Annotated in this window: 13 protein-coding genes; 11 read left to right on the forward strand and 2 right to left on the reverse strand. The window is 42.6% G+C overall.

Features of this window, described 5'->3' with window-relative positions; all coding sequences use genetic code 11:
- The first annotated feature begins 13 nt into the window (after nucleotides 1–13).
- From AB3G73_RS19420 to AB3G73_RS19450, 7 genes are all read left to right on the forward strand, one after another.
- Nucleotides 14–2179 (forward strand): hypothetical protein, encoded by a 2166-nt coding sequence (locus AB3G73_RS19420; protein WP_367745390.1) that lies wholly within the window; start codon nucleotides 14–16, stop codon nucleotides 2177–2179.
- A gap of 31 nt (nucleotides 2180–2210) precedes the next feature.
- A complete protein-coding gene (locus tag AB3G73_RS19425) occupies nucleotides 2211–4688 on the forward strand; it encodes a DUF4965 domain-containing protein (RefSeq protein ID WP_217723538.1) in 2478 nt (825 codons plus the stop codon).
- Between the two features lie 12 nt (nucleotides 4689–4700).
- On the forward strand, nucleotides 4701–6992 hold the full coding sequence (locus AB3G73_RS19430) for a GH92 family glycosyl hydrolase (protein WP_259022020.1): 2292 nt from the start codon (nucleotides 4701–4703) through the stop codon (nucleotides 6990–6992).
- A 47-nt stretch (nucleotides 6993–7039) separates the two neighbouring features.
- Nucleotides 7040–8458, forward strand: a complete 1419-nt coding sequence (locus tag AB3G73_RS19435) for a glycoside hydrolase family 125 protein (RefSeq protein WP_259023438.1) — start codon at nucleotides 7040–7042, stop codon at nucleotides 8456–8458.
- A 129-nt stretch (nucleotides 8459–8587) separates the two neighbouring features.
- On the forward strand, nucleotides 8588–9718 hold the full coding sequence (locus tag AB3G73_RS19440) for an aldose epimerase family protein (RefSeq protein ID WP_008998073.1): 1131 nt from the start codon (nucleotides 8588–8590) through the stop codon (nucleotides 9716–9718).
- A gap of 141 nt (nucleotides 9719–9859) precedes the next feature.
- The gene (locus tag AB3G73_RS19445) at nucleotides 9860–11914 is read left to right on the forward strand and encodes a glycoside hydrolase family 127 protein (RefSeq protein WP_258979254.1); all 2055 of its coding nucleotides are present in this window, start codon (nucleotides 9860–9862) and stop codon (nucleotides 11912–11914) included.
- A gap of 26 nt (nucleotides 11915–11940) precedes the next feature.
- On the forward strand, nucleotides 11941–13029 hold the full coding sequence (locus AB3G73_RS19450; RefSeq protein WP_148364100.1) for an acyltransferase: 1089 nt from the start codon (nucleotides 11941–11943) through the stop codon (nucleotides 13027–13029).
- Nucleotides 13030–13212: 183 nt separating this feature from the next.
- Here AB3G73_RS19450 and AB3G73_RS19455 read toward each other — a convergent pair whose 3' ends face one another.
- On the reverse strand, nucleotides 13213–14556 hold the full coding sequence (locus AB3G73_RS19455; protein ID WP_259022021.1) for a VapE domain-containing protein: 1344 nt from the start codon (nucleotides 14554–14556) through the stop codon (nucleotides 13213–13215).
- Between the two features lie 333 nt (nucleotides 14557–14889).
- Here AB3G73_RS19455 and AB3G73_RS19460 point away from each other — a divergent pair, with 333 nt between their 5' ends.
- Nucleotides 14890–15525, forward strand: coding sequence for an HU family DNA-binding protein (locus AB3G73_RS19460; protein ID WP_217723718.1), 636 nt, complete (start codon nucleotides 14890–14892; stop codon nucleotides 15523–15525).
- Nucleotides 15526–15791: 266 nt separating this feature from the next.
- On the forward strand, nucleotides 15792–16595 hold the full coding sequence (locus AB3G73_RS19465; protein ID WP_367745392.1) for a hypothetical protein: 804 nt from the start codon (nucleotides 15792–15794) through the stop codon (nucleotides 16593–16595).
- 275 nt (nucleotides 16596–16870) lie between these two features.
- On the opposite strand, the gene AB3G73_RS19470 is transcribed toward AB3G73_RS19465, so the two are convergent.
- Nucleotides 16871–17584, reverse strand: coding sequence for a hypothetical protein (locus AB3G73_RS19470; RefSeq protein ID WP_367745393.1), 714 nt, complete (start codon nucleotides 17582–17584; stop codon nucleotides 16871–16873).
- Nucleotides 17585–18004: 420 nt separating this feature from the next.
- Here AB3G73_RS19470 and AB3G73_RS19475 point away from each other — a divergent pair, with 420 nt between their 5' ends.
- Entirely contained in the window at nucleotides 18005–18490 is a 486-nt protein-coding gene (locus AB3G73_RS19475) for a hypothetical protein (protein WP_367745394.1), read from the forward strand.
- 80 nt (nucleotides 18491–18570) lie between these two features.
- Nucleotides 18571–19266, forward strand: coding sequence for a hypothetical protein (locus AB3G73_RS19480; RefSeq protein WP_367745395.1), 696 nt, complete (start codon nucleotides 18571–18573; stop codon nucleotides 19264–19266).
- Nucleotides 19267–19357: the final 91 nt, after the last annotated feature.

Below are 19357 nucleotides of genomic sequence, written 5' to 3' on the forward strand. Positions count from 1 at the left end.
GAACCACGTGAAAATGAATAATAAACAACTACTGATTATATTCAGCCTTTTATTAAGCGGTAATAATGCCTCCTTTGCTCAAACGACTAACGGCAAGGAAGCAAAAACAACTTTTCAAACAGCCGAACCCTGGAAACCGGAAACAGATGTGCGTGCCGATGCCACGATGGTATATGGTACACTTGATAAAAAGGGTGTTTCTTTTGAACAACGTGTCCAGTCGTGGAGAGACAAGGGATATCAGACACAATTTATGACCGGAGTGGCATGGGGAGACTATAAAGACTATTTTCTCGGCAAATGGGATGGAATAGACGGTCACCTGAAAGAAGGTCAACGGGATCGTGACGGAAACGAGATAGCCCACGGACACTTGATACCCTACATTGTGCCTACCGAAAGTTTTATCCGTTATATGCAGGAAACGCAGATAAAGCGGGTGATTGATGCCGGAATTACTTCTATCTATCTGGAGGAACCTGAATTCTGGATGCGTGGCGGATATAGCGAAGCCTTCAAGTCAGAATGGCAGAAATATTATAATTTCCCCTGGAGACCTCAACATGAATCTCCCGAGAACACCTATCTTTCCAATAAGTTGAAATATCACCTCTACTATTATGCACTGGATAAGATATTTACTTATGCCAAAGAATACGGTAAATCGAAAGGGCTGGATGTGAAATGTTATGTGCCTACTCATTCTTTGATTAACTACACTTCCTGGCAAATTGTAAGCCCGGAAGCCAGTCTGGCTTCATTGGATTGTGTAGACGGCTACATAGCACAGGTATGGACGGGTACTGCCCGTGAACCGAACTTCTATAACGGTGTAAAGAAAGAGCGTGTATTTGAGAATGCCTTTCTCGAATATGGCTGCATGAAATCCATGACCGATCCTTTGAATCGCAAAATGTATTTCCTGACCGATCCGATTGAAGACCGTGCCAAAGACTGGCTGGATTATAAGATAAATTATCAGGCCACTTTTGCCGCACAGCTAATGTACCCGATGGTAGATACTTATGAAGTGATGCCATGGCCGGACCGTATTTATCAGGGATTATACCGGATAGCCGGAACCGATCAGAAAGAACGCATTCCACGCTCATACTCCACGCAAATGCAGGTGATGATTAATACATTGAATGACATTCGCACCTCTGACAAGCAGATCAACGGTACGCACGGCATTGGGGTATTAATGGCAAATTCGTTGATGTTCCAGCGTTTTCCGGATCATAACGGATATGACGATCCGCAATTCTCCAGCTTCTATGGCCAAACTTTGCCATTATTAAAAAGAGGAATCCCGGTGGAACTGGTACACATGGAGAATACTCCGTTCCAAGAAACTTTCAAAGGACTTCAGGTACTCGTAATGTCCTACTCGAACATGAAACCGATGAAGCCGGAATACCATAACTATCTGGCAGACTGGGTTAAAAAGGGAGGTACACTGGTGTATTGCGGAGAAGATGTCGATCCCTATCAAACCGTTTTGGAATGGTGGAATACAGAAGGAAACGCCTACAAAGCCCCTTCGGAACATTTGTTTGAGACAATGGGCTTGTCCCGCACTCCCGGCGATGGAACATATCGTTCTGGCAAAGGTACCGTGATTGTCATGCGCGAAGACCCGAAGCATTTTGTATTGAAGAATGGGAACGACCGCAAATACTTTGAAACGATTGCATCCGCTTATCTGGACAAAACAGGTAAAAAGATAGAAATCAAAAATAATTTTGTGGTGGAACGGGGACCTTATACAATCGCGGCAGTAATGGATGAAAGTTCCTCTAAAGAGCCTTTGAAACTGTCGGGACTGTATATCGATTTATTCGACAAAGACCTGCCGATACTGACCATGAAACAGATTAATCCCGGCGAACAAGGATATTTGTATGACTTGAGTAAAGTGTCCGGTAAGGTGAAAGCGAAGGTGCTTTGCGGAGCTTCTCGCGTTTACGATGAGAAAGTCGGGAAGCAGAGCTACTCATTTGTAGCTAAGAGTCCGTTACATACGACGAATGTATCCAGAATCCTCTTGCCGCGCAAGCCCGGGAAAGTTCTGGTAAACGGGAAGACGGAACAGCCGCAATGGGATGAATCTTCAAAAACTCTTTTATTGAGTTTCGAGAACGATCCTGCCGGAGTGAATGTATCCATAGAATGGTAAAATAGATTAAATAAAACAGGTGATTTAAATTATGAAACAACAACTGATGATGCTGTTGCTGGGAACAGCTTCTGTACTTTGTAGCTGTGAGACCCAGATAGAGCAGCACGAGAAAAATGAATTACGTGCTCCGGCATACCCGCTGGTGACGATTGACCCTTACACTAGTGCTTGGTCTACTACTGACAATCTGTATGATGGCTCCGTAAAACATTGGACAGGTAAGGATTTCCCTTTGCTTGGAGTGGCGAAAGTAGACGGACAAACTTACCGTTTCATGGGAACGGAAGAACTGGAACTACGTCCTTTGGTAAAGACATCCGAACAAGGTAGCTGGATAGGAAAGTATACCACTCAACAGCCTGCTGACGGATGGCAGAATGCCGGATTTAATGATAAAGCATGGAAAGAAGGAGAAGCTGCTTTCGGAACCATGGAGAATGAACATACAGCCAAGACCCAATGGGGTGAAGAATTTATCTGGGTACGCCGGGTAGCTGATATTCAGGAAGACTTGACAGGAAAGAATGTATATCTGGAATTCTCTCACGACGATGATGCTATCATCTATATCAACGGCATCAAAGTGGTAGATACTGGTAATGCTTGTAAAAAGAACGAGAGAGTGAAACTGCCCGAAGAAGTGGTAGCTTCTTTGAAACCGGGTGAGAATCTGATTGCTGGCTATTGCCGTAACCGTGTAGGAAACGGATTACTGGATTTCGGATTATTGGTAGAACTGGACGGTTACCGTTCTTTCCATCAAACAGCACAACAAATATCTGTAGACGTACAGCCTATGCAGACTTATTATACCTTTACTTGCGGTCCGGTAGATTTGAAACTGACATTTACCGCTCCTATGTTTATGGATAATCTGGATTTGCTGTCACGTCCGGTCAATTATATTTCTTATGAAGTAGCTTCCAATGACGGCAAGAAACATCAGGTTGAATTGTATTTCGAAGTATCTCCGCAATGGGCAATCGACCAACCTCACCAGGAATCTGTAGCCGACAGCTTTACTGACGGTGACTTGTTATTCCTTCGTACCGGAAGCCGTAATCAGGAAATCCTGAAGAAGAAAGGTGATGATGTACGTATCGATTGGGGACATTTCTATCTGGCTGCTGAAAAAGAAAACAGCACATCTGCAATCGGTGACGGCAGAGAACTGCGTAAAAACTTTGTAGCAAATAAACTGGAAGCTCCTACCACGAATGGTTATGATAAATTGGCTTTGGTACGCTCATTAGGCGAAACACAAAAAGCGGATGGTCATCTATTGATCGGATACGATGATATTTATTCTATCCAATACTTTGGCGATAACCTGCGTCCTTACTGGAACCGTCAGGGCAATGAAACGATTGTATCCCAATTCCGGAAAGCAGAGAAAGAATATAAGACACAGATGAAGAACTGTGCCGCTTTCGACAAGAAAATGATGGAAGAAGCGATTGCAGCCGGTGGACGTAAATATGCCGAACTTTGTGCATTGGCTTATCGTCAGGCATTGGCTGCTCATAAATTGGTAGAAGCTCCGAACGGTGACCTGGTATTCCTTTCTAAAGAAAACTTCAGTAATGGTTCTATCGGAACAGTCGACCTGACTTATCCGGGAGCTCCGCTGCTTTTGTACTATAACCCGGAACTGGTGAAAGCTACCATGAACCATATTTTCTATTATAGCGAAAGCGGAAAATGGGAGAAACCGTTTGCGGCACATGATGTAGGTACTTATCCATTAGCTAACGGCCAGACTTATGGCGGTGATATGCCGGTAGAAGAATCGGGTAATATGGTAGTGTTGGCTGCTGCTATTGCAAAGGTGGAAGGCAATGCAGAATATGCACAGAAACATTGGGAAACACTGACTACTTGGACGGATTATCTGGCAGAGCACGGACTTGATCCGGCCAACCAACTTTGTACCGATGACTTTGCAGGTCACTTCGCACACAATGCCAACCTTTCTATCAAAGCGATCATGGGTGTTGCTTCATATGGCTATCTGGCAGATATGCTGGGCAAGAAAGAAGTAGCCGAGAAATACACACAGAAAGCAAAAGATATGGCTGCCGAATGGGTGAAAATGGCGGATGATGGCGACCACTACCGTCTGACATTTGACAAACCGGGAACATGGAGCCAGAAGTATAACTTAGTGTGGGATAAACTGTTGAATCTGCAAATCTTCCCTAAAAATGTTGCAGAAACGGAAATAGCTTACTATCTTTCGAAGCAAAATAAATATGGTCTTCCATTGGATAACCGTGAAACATACACCAAAACCGACTGGATCATGTGGACAGCTACATTGGCTGACGACAAAGCTACCTTTGAGAAATTTATTGAACCGGTATATCTGTTTATGAACGTGACACCTAACCGTGTTCCGATGTCCGACTGGGTATTTACAGATGAACCGAATCAGAGAGGCTTCCAGGCACGTTCCGTTGTAGGTGGATATTTTATCAAGATGCTTGAAGGAAAACTGATTAAATAAAACAAGAATACCATGAAGAAACTAGCTCTATTCGCTTTTACGTTACTTAGTGCATGGAGTATGACTGCAAAAACAATTACCGGCCCAGTGGACTATGTTAGTCCGCTGGTTGGTACGCAGTCGAAGCACGCACTATCTACCGGAAATACTTACCCCGCCATTGCGTTACCCTGGGGAATGAACTTTTGGGTTCCGCAGACTGGTAAAATGGGCGATGGATGGGCCTATACGTATGACGCTGACAAGATCAGGGGATTCAAACAAACCCATCAGCCAAGTCCCTGGATCAATGATTACGGTCAATTTGCTATCATGCCGGTCACCGGTGAAGCAGTATTCAATCAGGACCAGCGTGCCAGTTGGTTCTCTCACAAAGCTGAAACGGCTACCCCTTATTACTATAAGGTATATCTTGCCGACCATGATGTAGTGACGGAGATTGCTCCGACAGAGAGAGCCGCCGCTTTCCGTTTCACTTTCCCCGAAAACGACCACTCTTATGTAGTGGTAGACGCCTTCGATAAAGGCTCGTTTGTAAAAGTGATCCCTTCGGAGAACAAGATTATCGGCTATACTACTAAAAACAGCGGTGGTGTTCCTGCCAACTTTAAAAACTACTTTGTATTGGTATTCGATAAACCGTTTACTTATACAGCTGCCGTAGCCAGTGGTGTGATTGACACCAACAAACTGGAAGTGACAGACAATCATGCCGGTGCACTGATCGGTTTCAAAACCCGCAAGGGCGAACAGGTAAATGTGCGTGTAGCTTCTTCTTTCATCAGCCCCGAACAGGCTGAACTGAACCTGAAAGAGCTGGGTACGGACAACATTGAACAGATTGCAGCGAAAGGCCGCAAGGTATGGAACGACGTTCTGGGACGTATCGAAGTGAAAGACGATGATATCGACCATTTGCGTACATTCTACTCCTGCTTGTATCGTTCGGTATTGTTCCCCAGAAGCTTCTATGAAATAGATGCCAAAGGAGACGTTATGCACTACAGCCCTTATAACGGTGAAGTACTTCCGGGCTATATGTTTACCGACACCGGTTTCTGGGATACATTCCGTTGTCTTTTCCCATTCCTCAACCTGATGTATCCATCCATGAATACGAAGATGCAGGAAGGATTGGTGAACACCTACAAGGAAAGCGGATTCCTGCCGGAATGGGCGAGCCCCGGTCATAGAGGTTGTATGGTTGGAAACAACTCTGCTTCCATAGTTGCCGACGCTTACCTGAAAGGATTGAAAGGATACGATATTGAGACGTTGTGGGAAGCCGTGAAACACGGAGCGAATGCTGTGCATCCGAAAGTGGGTTCTACCGGACGCCTGGGATATGAATATTATAACAAGTTGGGCTACGTACCTTATAATGTAGGTATTAACGAGAATGCAGCCCGCACACTGGAGTATGCTTATGATGACTGGTGTATCTACCAACTCGGCAAAGCCTTGAAGAAACCGAAAAAAGAGATTGAAATCTTCGCAAAGAGAGCGATGAACTATAAGAATCTGTATGACCCCGAACACAAACTGATGCGTGGCAAGAATGAAGACGGCACCTTCCAGTCTCCGTTCAACCCGTTGAAATGGGGAGATGCTTTCACGGAAGGTAATAGCTGGCATTACACCTGGTCTGTATTCCACGATCCTCAAGGTCTGATCGACCTGATGGGTGGTAAAGATGGCTTCAACCAGATGATGGACTCTGTATTTATTCTGCCTCCGATATTCGATGAGAGCTATTACAGAGCCGTTATCCATGAAATCCGTGAAATGCAGATTATGAATATGGGCAACTATGCACATGGCAACCAACCGATCCAGCACATGCTTTATATGTACAACTATTCCGGTCAACCCTGGAAAGCGCAGCACTGGATTCGTGAAGTAATGGATAAACTCTATACTCCTGCTCCCGACGGTTATTGCGGTGATGAGGACAACGGCCAGACTTCTGCCTGGTATGTATTCTCGGCAATGGGATTCTATCCGGTATGCCCCGGTACAGATGAGTATGTCTTGGGTACTCCTTACTTCAAAGAGATGAAACTGCATCTGGAAAACGGAAAGACAGTAACCATTTCCGCCCCGAATAACGGAGATGACAAGCGCTACATTTCATCAATGACGCTGAACGGCAAGGAACACACCAAAAACTACCTGACCCATCAGGACCTGATGAATGGTGCCACCATTTCTTTCAAGATGGATGCCAAACCCAATCAGCAACGTGGTACGAAAGAAAGCGATTTCCCTTACTCTTTCTCTAATGAATTCAAAAAGAAGAAGTAATCATGAAAAAACAAATCAAATATATCAGTGCAGGTATGCTGGCGGGTATGCTTCTCTGCGGTGGCCAGCTACAAGCCTCCAACCGTATGATGGAAATGCATGTATGTCTGGCAGATGCCATTCAGAAAGATAACCGTCCTGAGATATCCAACCGCCTGTTCCGTTCGAATGCAGTGGAAAAGGAGATTCTCCGTGTACAGAAGCTTCTGAAGAATGAGAAGCTGGCATGGATGTTTGCCAACTGTTTCCCGAATACCCTGGATACTACCGTACATTTCCGTAAGGGAAGTGATGGCAAACCGGATACATTCGTATATACGGGGGATATTCATGCCATGTGGCTGCGCGACTCCGGTGCACAGGTATGGCCTTATGTGCAACTGGCTAATTCGGACCCCGAACTGAAAGAAATGCTGGCAGGAGTGATCCTCCGCCAGTTTAAATGTATCAATATCGACCCGTATGCAAATGCGTTTAATGACGGTGCCATTCCTAACGGTCACTGGATGAGCGACCTTACGGATATGAAACCGGAATTGCACGAACGTAAATGGGAAATCGACTCCCTGTGTTATCCGTTGCGTCTGGCTTATCACTACTGGAAGACTACCGGAGATGCAAGCATATTCAACGAAGAATGGATTCAGGCAATCGCTAACGTACTAAAAACCTTCAAGGAACAGCAACGTAAAGAAGGAGTAGGCCCTTATAAATTCCAGCGTAAAACAGAACGTGCACTGGATACTGTGAGCAATGACGGCCTTGGAGCACCGGTGAAACCTGTCGGTTTGATTGTTTCCAGCTTCCGTCCTTCGGACGATGCCACCACTCTTCAATTCCTGGTTCCTTCCAATTTCTTTGCAGTGTCTTCTTTGCGTAAGGCTGCCGAGATTCTGGAGAAAGTAAATAAGAAAACAGCCTTGTCTAAAGAATGTAAAGACCTGGCGCAGGAAGTAGAAACAGCTTTGAAGAAATACGCGGTATATAATCATCCTAAATATGGTAAAATCTATGCCTTCGAGGTAGATGGCTTTGGAAATCATTACCTGATGGACGATGCTAACGTGCCGAGCCTGCTTGCAATGCCTTATCTGGGCGATGTGAATGTGAACGATCCGATTTATCAGAACACCCGTCGCTTTGTATGGAGCGAAGACAATCCTTACTTCTTTAAAGGCAAGGCAGGTGAAGGAATCGGCGGACCGCACATCGGTTATGACATGGTATGGCCGATGAGTATTATGATGAAAGCCTTTACCAGTCAGAATGATGCCGAAATCAAGACCTGTATCAAGATGCTGATGGATACGGATGCCGGCACAGGCTTTATGCACGAATCTTTCCATAAGGATAATCCGAAGAAATTTACCCGTGCATGGTTCGCTTGGCAGAATACTCTTTTCGGTGAGCTGATTTTGAAGTTGATTAATGAAGGAAAGGTAGATTTATTGAATAGTATACAATAATATGCTGACATACTAAATTAGACGTGGATAACGCGGATGATGCGGCTCTTTCTCTGATGTAAAATGAGAAAAAACGCGTTATCCGCGTCGTCTGCATCTGAAAATGAATATCTAAAAACAAGTTGTATCATGAAAAATTTATGTGTATGGGCCGTTGCCGCCCTTTTAATGGCATCTTGTACGCCGAAAGCCGAAAAGACTACGGATTCCGGTTTATTGCAGAGTAATTTCCAGACGGAAGTGGATGGAAAGAAAACCGATTTGTTTACTTTGCGCAACAAGAACAACATGGAAGTTTGTATCACGAACTTTGGTGGACGTATTGTTTCAGTGATGGTCCCCGATAAAGACGGACAGATGCGCGATGTCGTGCTCGGTTTCGATTCTATTCAGGATTATATCAGTAAACCGTCGGATTTCGGTGCAACTATCGGACGTTATGCCAACCGTATCAATCAGGGTAAATTTACATTGGACGGTGTGGAATATCAGCTTCCTCGTAACAATTATGGCCATTGCCTGCACGGTGGTCCGCAAGGCTTCCAGTATCGTGTGTTTGATGCTGTTCAACCCAATCCGCAGGAACTGCAACTGACCTATTTGGCAGAAGACGGTGAAGAAGGTTTTCCTGGAAATATCACTTGTAAAGTGGTAATGAAACTCACAGATGATAACGCTATCGACATTCAATACGAGGCAGAAACAGACAAGCCGACTATTGTGAATATGACCAATCACTCTTATTTCAACCTGGAGGGAGACGCAGGCAATAACGCCGGTCATCTGTTGACAGTTGATGCGGATTATTACACTCCGGTGGACAGCACCTTTATGACTACGGGTGAAATTGTTACAGTAGAAGGTACTCCAATGGACTTCCGTACTCCGACTCCGGTAGGCGAGCGTATCAATGACTATGATTTCGTACAACTGAAAAACGGCAACGGCTACGACCACAACTGGGTATTGAATACAAAAGGTGACGTAACTCGTAAATGCGCTTCTCTGAAATCACCGAAGACAGGTATCGTACTCGATGTTTATACCAACGAACCGGGTATTCAGGTATATGCCGGAAACTTCCTCGATGGCTCACTGACAGGAAAGAAAGGTATCACTTACAACCAACGTGCTTCCGTATGTCTTGAAACACAGAAATATCCGGATACACCGAACAAACCCGAATGGCCGTCGGCTGTACTTCGTCCGGGTGAGAAATATACAAGTCAATGTATTTTTAAATTCTCTGTAGATAAGTAGGCAATAAAACAGGCTCCTGCTTTTGAAGAACGGATTGTCTGATTAGGGATTATCCGTTCTGTGTTTCGAATGTCATGTACTGGCATCCCATTAAGGTTCGTTGGATGATGAGGAGTTTCTGGAATCAGTAGAATAGACGATATGAAGATAATCAAGACTAAAGTTTTTTTTGCATCGATAGTGTTTGGGATAGCGGTTACAGCTTGCGCACCTGCTCCCACCAGTGGCACAGTGACCGTAGTGGATCGGCCGGATATGCAGTCTGTCAATACCAATTACACAGGGTATCGCGCTCCGCTTCGTCCATTGAATTTTATCAAGTTGCCGGTAGGCAGTATTCAGCCTGAAGGTTGGGTGAAGAAGTATCTCGAATTGCAGCGTGACGGTCTGACCGGACACTTGGGAGAGATCAGTGCCTGGCTGGAGAAAGATAATAATGCTTGGTTGACAACCGGTGGTGACCATGGTTGGGAAGAAGTTCCCTATTGGCTCAAAGGCTACGGCAATCTGGCATATATCCTGAACGACCCGAAGATGATTGAGGAAACCAAGTACTGGATTGAAGGCGTATTTGCCAGTCGCCAGCCGGATGGTTACTTCGGTCCTGTCAACGAACGTAACGGAAAACGTGAACTTTGGGCACAAATGATTATGCTCTGGTGTCTGCAATCCTATTACGAGTATTCTCAAGATCAGCGTGTCATTGACCTGATGACGAACTACTTTAAATGGCAGATGACTGTTCCCGATGACCAGCTTCTGGAAGATTACTGGGAGAAAAGCCGCGGTGGTGATAATATCATCAGCATCTATTGGCTTTACAACCATACCGGAGATGCTTTCTTGTTAGAATTGGCTGAAAAGATTCATCGCAACACTGCCGACTGGACTAAATCTACCTCTTTACCCAACTGGCACAATGTCAATATCGCCCAATGTTTCCGTGAACCTGCCACTTATTATATGCAGACCGGAGATTCAGCGATGCTGAAAGCCTCTTATAATGTTCATCATCTGATTCGCCGTACTTTCGGACAAGTGCCCGGTGGTATGTTCGGTGCGGATGAGAATGCCCGTTTGGGATACATCGATCCCCGTCAGGGAGTGGAAACCTGCGGACTGGTTGAACAGATGGCCTCCGATGAAATCATGCTTTGCATGACGGGAGACCCTATGTGGGCTGAACACTGTGAAGAAGTAGCATTCAACTCTTATCCTGCTGCCGTGATGCCGGACTTTAAAGCATTGCGCTATATCACCTGTCCGAACCATGCCATCAGTGATTCCAAGAATCATCATCCGGGCATTGACAATCGTGGCCCATTCCTTTCGATGAATCCTTTCAGCAGCCGTTGTTGCCAACACAATCATGCACAGGGCTGGCCTTACTTTACCGAACATCTGGTATTGGCAACTCCCGACAACGGAGTGGCAACTGCTATTTATGCAGCTTGCAAAGCTACTGTAAAGGTGGGCGACGGAAAGGAAATCACTCTTCACGAAGAGACGAATTATCCTTTTGAGGAAAGCATTGCCTTCTCTGTTTCTACCGGTGAAAAGGTCACTTTTCCGTTCTATCTCCGCATTCCTTCATGGACAAAAGGAGCAGAAGTGCGCGTGAATGGTAAGAAGGTAAATGTAGCTCCCGTAGCGGGAAAATACCTTTGCATCCATCGGGAATGGTCGAATGGAGATCGCGTGGAACTGATGTTACCGATGTCTTTGTCTATGCGTACCTGGCAGGTTAATAAAAATAGCGTAAGCGTAGATTATGGTCCCCTCACTTTGTCTCTCAAGATTGCAGAGAAATATGTAGAGAAAGACAGCCGCGAGACTGCTATCGGTGATTCTAAATGGCAGAAAGGCGCTGATCCCCAGAAATGGCCTACTACTGAAATCTATCCGGATAGTCCCTGGAACTATTCATTGGTACTGGACAAGACAGAGCCTTTGAAAAACTTTAAGGTAATCCGTAAATCTTGGCCTGCCGATAATTATCCTTTCACAGTAGCCAGTGTACCTTTAGAGGTAAAAGCTACCGGCCGCCTGGTTACTGAATGGAAGATAGACGAAACCGGATTGTGTGGCGTATTGCCGGAAGAAGATGCAGTGAAAGGTGATAAAGAAGAAATAACATTGATCCCCATGGGTGCGGCACGGTTGAGAATATCTGCGTTCCCGAATACAAGAGAATAAATTAATAACTAGAAAACTTAGAATAAATGAAACGTATAGTTTTTTTAGATTACATCCGTGTGTTTGCATGTTTTCTCGTCATCCTAGTTCATGCTAGTGAAAATTTCTACGGTGCTCCCGGATCCACCGATATGGCAGGACCGCAGTCTTTTCTAGCGAATGAAGCAGACCGGCTATGGGTATCAGTATACGACGGTTTTTCACGTATGGCGGTACCCCTGTTCATGATAGTCTCTGCCTTCCTGCTTGCACCGATGAAAGAGGAACAGACGATGTGGCAATTCTATCGCCAGCGCTGTCTTCGCATCCTGCCACCGTTTTTCATATTCATGATATTATACAGCACCCTGCCAATGTTGTGGGGACAGATAGACGGAGAAACATCCGTGAAAGACTTGTCGCGAATATTGCTGAACTTTCCGACACTGGCCGGACACTTGTGGTTCATGTACCCCCTGATAAGTCTTTACCTGTTTATCCCTATTATATCTCCATGGCTGCGTAAAGCCACGGCAAAAGAAGAACGTTTCTTCATTGGGCTATTCGTATTGTCAACGTGTATGCCGTATCTCAATCGTTGGTGCGGTGAAGTGTGGGGACAATGTTTCTGGAATGAATACCATATGTTGTGGTACTTCTCCGGTTATCTGGGCTATCTCGTTCTGGCACACTACATTCGTGTACACCTTACATGGAACCGTTCCAAACGTTTTATTATAGGAACTATTTTAATGGTGATCGGTGCTGTATGGACTATTTATTCATTCTATGTTCAGGCTATACCCGGCGAACTCCATTCCACCCCTGTAATAGAAATAGGATGGGCTTTCTGTACTATTAACTGTGTGCTTCTCACAACGGGCACATTCCTCATGTTTACATGTATCAAACGTCCGCAAGCTCCCAAGTTGGTGACAGAAACTTCGAAACTTAGCTATGGTATGTATCTTATGCACATATTCTGGCTCGGACTGTGGGTATCTGTATTCAAGGACACATTGGGATTACCCACCGTTTCCGCTATCCCATGTATTGCAGTGGTTACATTTATCTGTTGCTTTGTAACGACAAAGATTATTTCGTTTATACCAGGCAGTAAATGGATAGTAGGATAAATATCCGGAAATAGTAAGAATCTGAATAGATAATCATGTCTTTCCTGATTTTCTATTCAGATTCTTACTATTTACAGCTTATTTCTCTCTTAATGCCCTCTTTCTCTTTTCATCTCTTTCACTTCTATTATAAACCATTACTATCCAACTTCTTACGGGTGAACCCTCTCTCTGTTTGGAGCTTTATGCCGCTTTCAGCGGTTTCACCAAATACACATTTCCATATTTGGTATGTTTGCGGGTGACACCTGCCGCAAGCAAAACTTGCGCGAACGTAGCCGGATTACTTCCTCGCATGGCGGCGGGGTTATACTTTTTCAGTCTTCTAAATATGTCCGAAGCCGAGAGACGTTCGCTTCCCTCTTCATCGTCTTTAGCTATCCGGAAGCAGGCATGAAAGACTTCTTCTGCCGGACACGGATGATAAAAAGCAGCGTTGTGGCGTTGCAGCTCCCGTTCCTCTTCTTTTGTGAACCAATAGCGGATGCCGGAGAGCAGTTCAGCTTTCAATTGGGCATAGATTTGATCGTGCTTTATGTCTGCGCAATCAATCAGATGTTCTGCTTCAATGCAGATGAATCGCCGGCTACCGGTGGGATCGGTGAGTAAGTCAAAGCGGTTGCTTGTACCGATGAAAGAAGCAATGCGCGGTAGGTTGCGGAAATTCTTTTGATATGCTTTGCAGATATTCAGGTTTGCCATTTGCATCAGATTCTTCAATAATGGCATTTGCTGCGTTCCGTACTTGTCAAATTCATCCATGTTCAGAAGTCCCATTTCGGCAAGTAACCTTTCCGGTTTTCCTTGTGCAGACAGTTTCAGGTTGTCCATGTAATAACGTGACAATGCTGGCGGCATTAGTGCCTTGCAAAATGTGGATTTTTGTCGCCCCTGTTCGCTGCTGACAAGTATGGGGGCTACACTGTTGGCATGTATTCCCGTCATGCCTAACCATTGAGCGGTGAGTCCCAGCATCCAGGTATGGAAGCTTTTTATCCAGAGCTGATTGTCAGAGACACGCTGCGCCAAAGCCTCCAGTCTGTCTGTCCCATCCCAGCCGGGCAGTTCTTCCATGTAAAGCCGGAAAGGATGGTATTCAGGAATACAAGTGGAATAAATGTAACGGCTCAAGTCTTTATCCCAGCAGGATATACCTTGGTCGTGTGCTTCCATGCAGAAAGTGTTCAGTTCCCGCTTACCTACAGGTTCGAAAGGAACGGCACGCTTGTTGGCAGGACGATATTCTGTTTCTTCCGTCAATAGGTTGTAACGAAAATCATACTGTTTTTGCAGGAATGTACGTACCTCTTGGGTTAATCGGACCGGTTGTTTTCGTTCTGTCTCCTTCTCTCTTCCAGTAGGCAGTGCAGTGTCCGGCAGGGGAACGGTATATTTATCTTCATGACATTTTAGCGTTTTCTGTAGCTCTTTGTCTGTTTTCTCAACTGCATCTTCTTTGTTTTCCTTCATTTGAAACAATTTTAGTTCCTTCAATACCTGTCTCCATATCAATGTTATTGTATTCATTATTTTTTCTATTTTTAAGTGATTAAAATCGGTTTGTTGTTCAGCGCTGATACTGCGAATGTACTATAGGATGATACCGGTTTGCAAGTATTTCTCCGGAAAAAATATTAATTTCTACATACCTGAAGAAGTCGGCTTCTTATCGTCCTTTTCTCTATTTTTTATCGTATCTTTGACGAAGAGTTATTGATGATTCACTTTCGTGGTTCAATCAAATGACAAAAGTGATCTAATTGGATAACAGCTGTGATTTAAATGAACCACGGTAGTGGTTTGATGATAAACTTAAAGTTTTTACATGAAATATATTCACTATCAAAACGTTGACGACTAATGGCTATACTTTACGATTGGTATGAGAATCCCGGTGAGTCCGACGATTCGGAAGAGAAAGGTTTGCATCCCCGCATTTTTTTGAATGGTAAGGTGGGAACGGATAAACTGTGCCGGATGATTCACGGGCGCAGTTCGCTTTCCGTAGGTGATGTAAAAAATGCGTTCGAGATGCTTGCCCAAATTTGTGGTGAAGAACTGCGCGAGGGACGTGAGGTGCATATTGAGGGACTTGGCTATTTTGTTCCAATCTTGCGGAGTACACAAAAAGTGACTCGCAGCACTAAGAACAAATGGTCGAAAATGGAGTTGAAAACAATTGGTTTTCGTCCCGATGCTCGTTTGCGGGGGGAACTGGTAGGTGTTAAGGGTAGCCGAAGCAAGTATGCACGCCATTCGGAATCCTTGTCGGCAGTGGAGATAGATATGCGGCTGAAGGAATATTTCGCCGATCATGACGTAATGCTTCGTTATGATTTTCAGGAAGTATGCTGCATGACACGGACTACGGCGAACCGTCATCTCCGGCGATTACTGGAAGAAGGTAAATTGAAAAATATCGGCAAACGTATGCAGCCGATTTATGTGGCTGCAGCGGGTTATTACGGGGTATCTCGGGATGTGCTCCGGCGGTAGATGGAAACGATTTGAGTAAGCGTCGATTTGAAGTGTGTCGGTGAAAGTGGTGAAAGCGTGATAGAAGGGCTTTTGCATGGTCGCTTTCACCCGCATTCCTGCTTAGAATAGAGGTTTCAGGAAGAAGGTGAAAGCGGTGAAGGATGTAGTCATTTCGTATGATAATATAGGGCTTTTTTGTTTTTCAGTGAAAATATAGAGGTCGATTAATGATGTAAATATACTTTTTTCTTATATTTGTGATTCAAGAGCACAAGATAAAGAGAATGATGAAACAGTCTATTTATTCTTTTAAACAATTACTGTCGGGAGGCTTGCTTTGTTGCGCGATTCTGTTGGCTGCTTATATATTTCAGGCGTTTTTCCCTGAAATGTATGTTGATGCGTTTTCATCTTCTATACATCTATTGATGTGGCTGACACTCTTTGTGGGGGCATTACTATGGACATTCCGTGTAAAAGGAGAACGTATCGGTATTTCTGAAGTAATAGACTGGCAGTTTATAGCCGCTTTTGTTTTGATTACGGCAGATCAGATTTATATCATCATGCCGAAAGAAATTCATTTGGATATAGCGCCTGTATTGTCGGGATATACTATTCCTGTATTGGTTGTCGTTGGTGTAATGGTAGCCGGCACGATTAAAGTCTCCATCGCATTGTATCAAAAATTGGCTGACGAACGTCGACAAACCATTCTTCAAGCTCAAGAAATACAACAATTAATGGATGATCCTCCAACAGAACAGAAAGGCGTTTCTTTTCTTCGTATGCTTATTGAGAATCGCTCTATCGCTCAATTATCTGTTAAAGATTATCTTTTATTAGTAGAGGGGTGCCATCTGATTGATCCTGATTTATTTGCTTGGTTGAGAAGGCAAGGTTGTCAACTCACACCGCGAGATATTGTATTATGTGTGCTTATTCGAATGTGTAAAACGAAAGGGGAAATTTTATCTATATTTTGCATTAGTGATGGCACTTATCGTACAATGAAGTCCCGTGTTCGAAAGCGTTTGGGGATTGGAGAGGAGGATTTGGAAAATTTTTTGCAGAACGAATTAAAATAATAATTTTTGTAGGGTACCGACCAATCGTATAAACGTGTCAATAATCGTCAAACTCCCACCCATGATCATATAGTAAAACCATACTCGTTTATTAGAATATGGTTCTTGTGGAAATAGGCTGATAGCTCCTGCCACAAATGTTGTTCGTGCAAGGAGCTCAAAGAAAATAATTAGAAAATCTTGAAATGTATAGTTTATGTTGTCAATAAAGCGATCTAAATAACACATTGCAATACTGGCAATCCACATTACATTATATAGAAATATATATATAATTATTCTTTTATACATTCTTCGTATTCTTTATCAGCTGCTCTTTGATTTCTTCTGTAGTTGGCTAATGCTTGTGTATAACAATAAGTAGTTGGAGATTCAGCTTTGCATTTGGCTATGGCATTATTATAATCTGTTTCAGCTTGTTCGTATGCTGCTTGTCTCAATTCTTCACATTTACTGTTTCCATTTCCTTCTTTGCGTGTTTTTAATATCTTTCTTTTTGCTAGCCCACGACTTTTGGCATATTGCCTGAATAATGACAACCGTTCCTCTTCACTTAATCTTAAAAATACTGTATGCTCAAGCAAGCCTTTCTTAGCTTCATCCATTTGTCGGAGTTCTTCTTCCAGATTCGCTTTTTTGATGAAATCTTCCATATACTCATCATCATTCAGACTTTCCATGAGTTTGTCATATTCTTCATTATTTAGTTTGGATGTATAAGCACCAAACTTGTCCGCTAATTGTTCACTACATCTTTCAAATTCATAAAACTCGTCAGAATTGGCAACGGAATCTATCAATATATTTCCTGTATTCCAAGTTTGAGAGACCAAGCTGCGTGTTTTAGCAATTGAGTTTACTTCTGTTGCTGTCTCATTCGTACAGTTGTATTCATCAGTGCTACAACTATAAATAAGGAATGTGGTCAATAATATTCCAAACAGTGCAATTACGTATATACTACTCTGCTTTTTGTTTTCGCTTTTCATGTCTTGTTTATAATTTAAATTTAGGAAAAACAAAGAAAGGGATTTTACAGCAATTAGATGGAATGTTTTGTTCAAAAAATGAAATAATTTGTTCAAATAGCTGTTTGATGACTATAATAACTCATATATCAATGTTACAATTTAGATATAAAATGACTTTTTTAGGGCTCTAAATGTCCGATAAATGACTGGCTGACAGGGGGAGGGATGTAACGCCCCCTTGAATGGTATTTGTTATGCTCGTATCTTTGTAAAAAATAATATTATGAAAACAATAACAAAGCTGATTCCTGTTATTTTCCTTTCTGTTATTACAGGAGGCTCTCTTTTTTATTCTTGTTCACAAGAGAAGAGAAAAAAGGCTACTTTCTAAAAAAGATGTTATTATGAACTAATGCATAATTTTAATTTATAGATAGTATGAAAATAAGAAAAAGAAAATGTTATTTCATCACTTTAGTATTAATGGCTTTAGTGATTATTATTGCCTGTAATTGTAGTTCTGACGTAAAAGTCGACTCAAATAAGTTTAATCTAATAACTATGGCAGCAATGAATGCGGATAGTTGGCCAATGCCAAAATTATCAGAAAAGGAGGCATCTTTGGTTGATTCGATTTCTAGTTTGGATGTGTTTATCAATTATCATAACGCTTATCGGCAATTGATAAAAAAAACAAGTTCTTATTTTGCTAATTTGAGTTCTGAAGAAATAGAAGAATTTACACAAAATGGGACTGATGCTGCTTTTATATCAGATTTTATGAGAAAAATGGATTCATGTATAAATATTGAAATAGAAATTAAAGCTGTAGAAGAAGCAAGCAAGGATTTTGATAAAATGATTAAAGGGGTGGAATTAACAGAAGCGGAAAGAATAGCTCTAATAATCAAAAAGTTTAAGTAAATATTGACATTGGTATACTTATCCTCATTTGGGGATGAGTGCTGAATTTGGTATATAATGTATTAATAAACTTGTAAATTATGATGTTAAAAAGAAAAACATTTTTTGTCTCATTGTCTTTCACTTTGTGTATGACATTAGTTATTTATAGTTGTAGCTCAAATGAATATGATTTTGTTGATGATGATGCTCTGGCGTTGGTATCAACAAGGAGTCTTGGAAACTTAGATTATAGAACTACGCTTGTAGACTCAGTCGCTACGTCTAACGATTTTTTGGATTTTGTAGAAAGTTGTAATCTATTTTCTGATAAAATGGATGAATACATATCTGCGCTAAGTCAAAAAGAAAAAGAAGAATTAATTAGTAATGCGAATAATGATGACTTTGTGTTGAAGTTTATAGATTGTATTGATATTGAAAAAGAAGTTTTAGCTATATCATTGGCAAAGAGAAGACTATTGGATAATACTTCTTTTTTGCGATTAAATGAGTCGGAGAAATCACAGCTTTTTGATGGCTGTTTTGTGGCGGGAGGGCGTATGTTTATAAAGACGCGAGGTGGTGAAGGAGCAACTCAACAGGAATGTGAAAAAGCTAAGAAGAAAGCATACGATACTGCTTATGACGCTTTCATACGGAGATTATTACTTTGTGATTATTTGCCAGACAGGGATAAATATGCATGTCAAGTAGCAACAAAACTGAATTATGAAGCAGAGAAGTCACAAGCAGATACTGAATATGAAAGGTGTATGGAAAAAGTAAAAAAATGATATACTGTGTCCATGTAGATTTTCAATGACTATGATAACCTATATATCAATGTTACAATTGATATAAAATGATTTTTTAGGGCTCTGTATG

This window comes from Bacteroides sp. L008 (genome assembly GCF_040812255.1).
GTDB classification, from domain to species: domain Bacteria; phylum Bacteroidota; class Bacteroidia; order Bacteroidales; family Bacteroidaceae; genus Bacteroides; species Bacteroides vicugnae.

What these genes read in the sequence shown, in the direction of transcription:
- AB3G73_RS19420 (WP_367745390.1), top strand. Translation starts at nt 14, where the DNA reads ATGAATAATAAACAACTACTGATTATATTCAGCCTTTTATTAAGCGGT.
- AB3G73_RS19425 (WP_217723538.1), top strand. Translation starts at nt 2,211, where the DNA reads ATGAAACAACAACTGATGATGCTGTTGCTGGGAACAGCTTCTGTACTT.
- AB3G73_RS19430 (WP_259022020.1), top strand. Translation starts at nt 4,701, where the DNA reads ATGAAGAAACTAGCTCTATTCGCTTTTACGTTACTTAGTGCATGGAGT.
- AB3G73_RS19435 (WP_259023438.1), top strand. Translation starts at nt 7,040, where the DNA reads ATGCTTCTCTGCGGTGGCCAGCTACAAGCCTCCAACCGTATGATGGAA.
- AB3G73_RS19440 (WP_008998073.1), top strand. Translation starts at nt 8,588, where the DNA reads ATGAAAAATTTATGTGTATGGGCCGTTGCCGCCCTTTTAATGGCATCT.
- AB3G73_RS19445 (WP_258979254.1), top strand. Translation starts at nt 9,860, where the DNA reads ATGAAGATAATCAAGACTAAAGTTTTTTTTGCATCGATAGTGTTTGGG.
- AB3G73_RS19450 (WP_148364100.1), top strand. Translation starts at nt 11,941, where the DNA reads ATGAAACGTATAGTTTTTTTAGATTACATCCGTGTGTTTGCATGTTTT.
- AB3G73_RS19455 (WP_259022021.1), bottom strand. Translation starts at nt 14,556, where the DNA reads ATGAATACAATAACATTGATATGGAGACAGGTATTGAAGGAACTAAAA.
- AB3G73_RS19460 (WP_217723718.1), top strand. Translation starts at nt 14,890, where the DNA reads ATGGCTATACTTTACGATTGGTATGAGAATCCCGGTGAGTCCGACGAT.
- AB3G73_RS19465 (WP_367745392.1), top strand. Translation starts at nt 15,792, where the DNA reads ATGATGAAACAGTCTATTTATTCTTTTAAACAATTACTGTCGGGAGGC.
- AB3G73_RS19470 (WP_367745393.1), bottom strand. Translation starts at nt 17,584, where the DNA reads ATGAAAAGCGAAAACAAAAAGCAGAGTAGTATATACGTAATTGCACTG.
- AB3G73_RS19475 (WP_367745394.1), top strand. Translation starts at nt 18,005, where the DNA reads ATGAAAATAAGAAAAAGAAAATGTTATTTCATCACTTTAGTATTAATG.
- AB3G73_RS19480 (WP_367745395.1), top strand. Translation starts at nt 18,571, where the DNA reads ATGATGTTAAAAAGAAAAACATTTTTTGTCTCATTGTCTTTCACTTTG.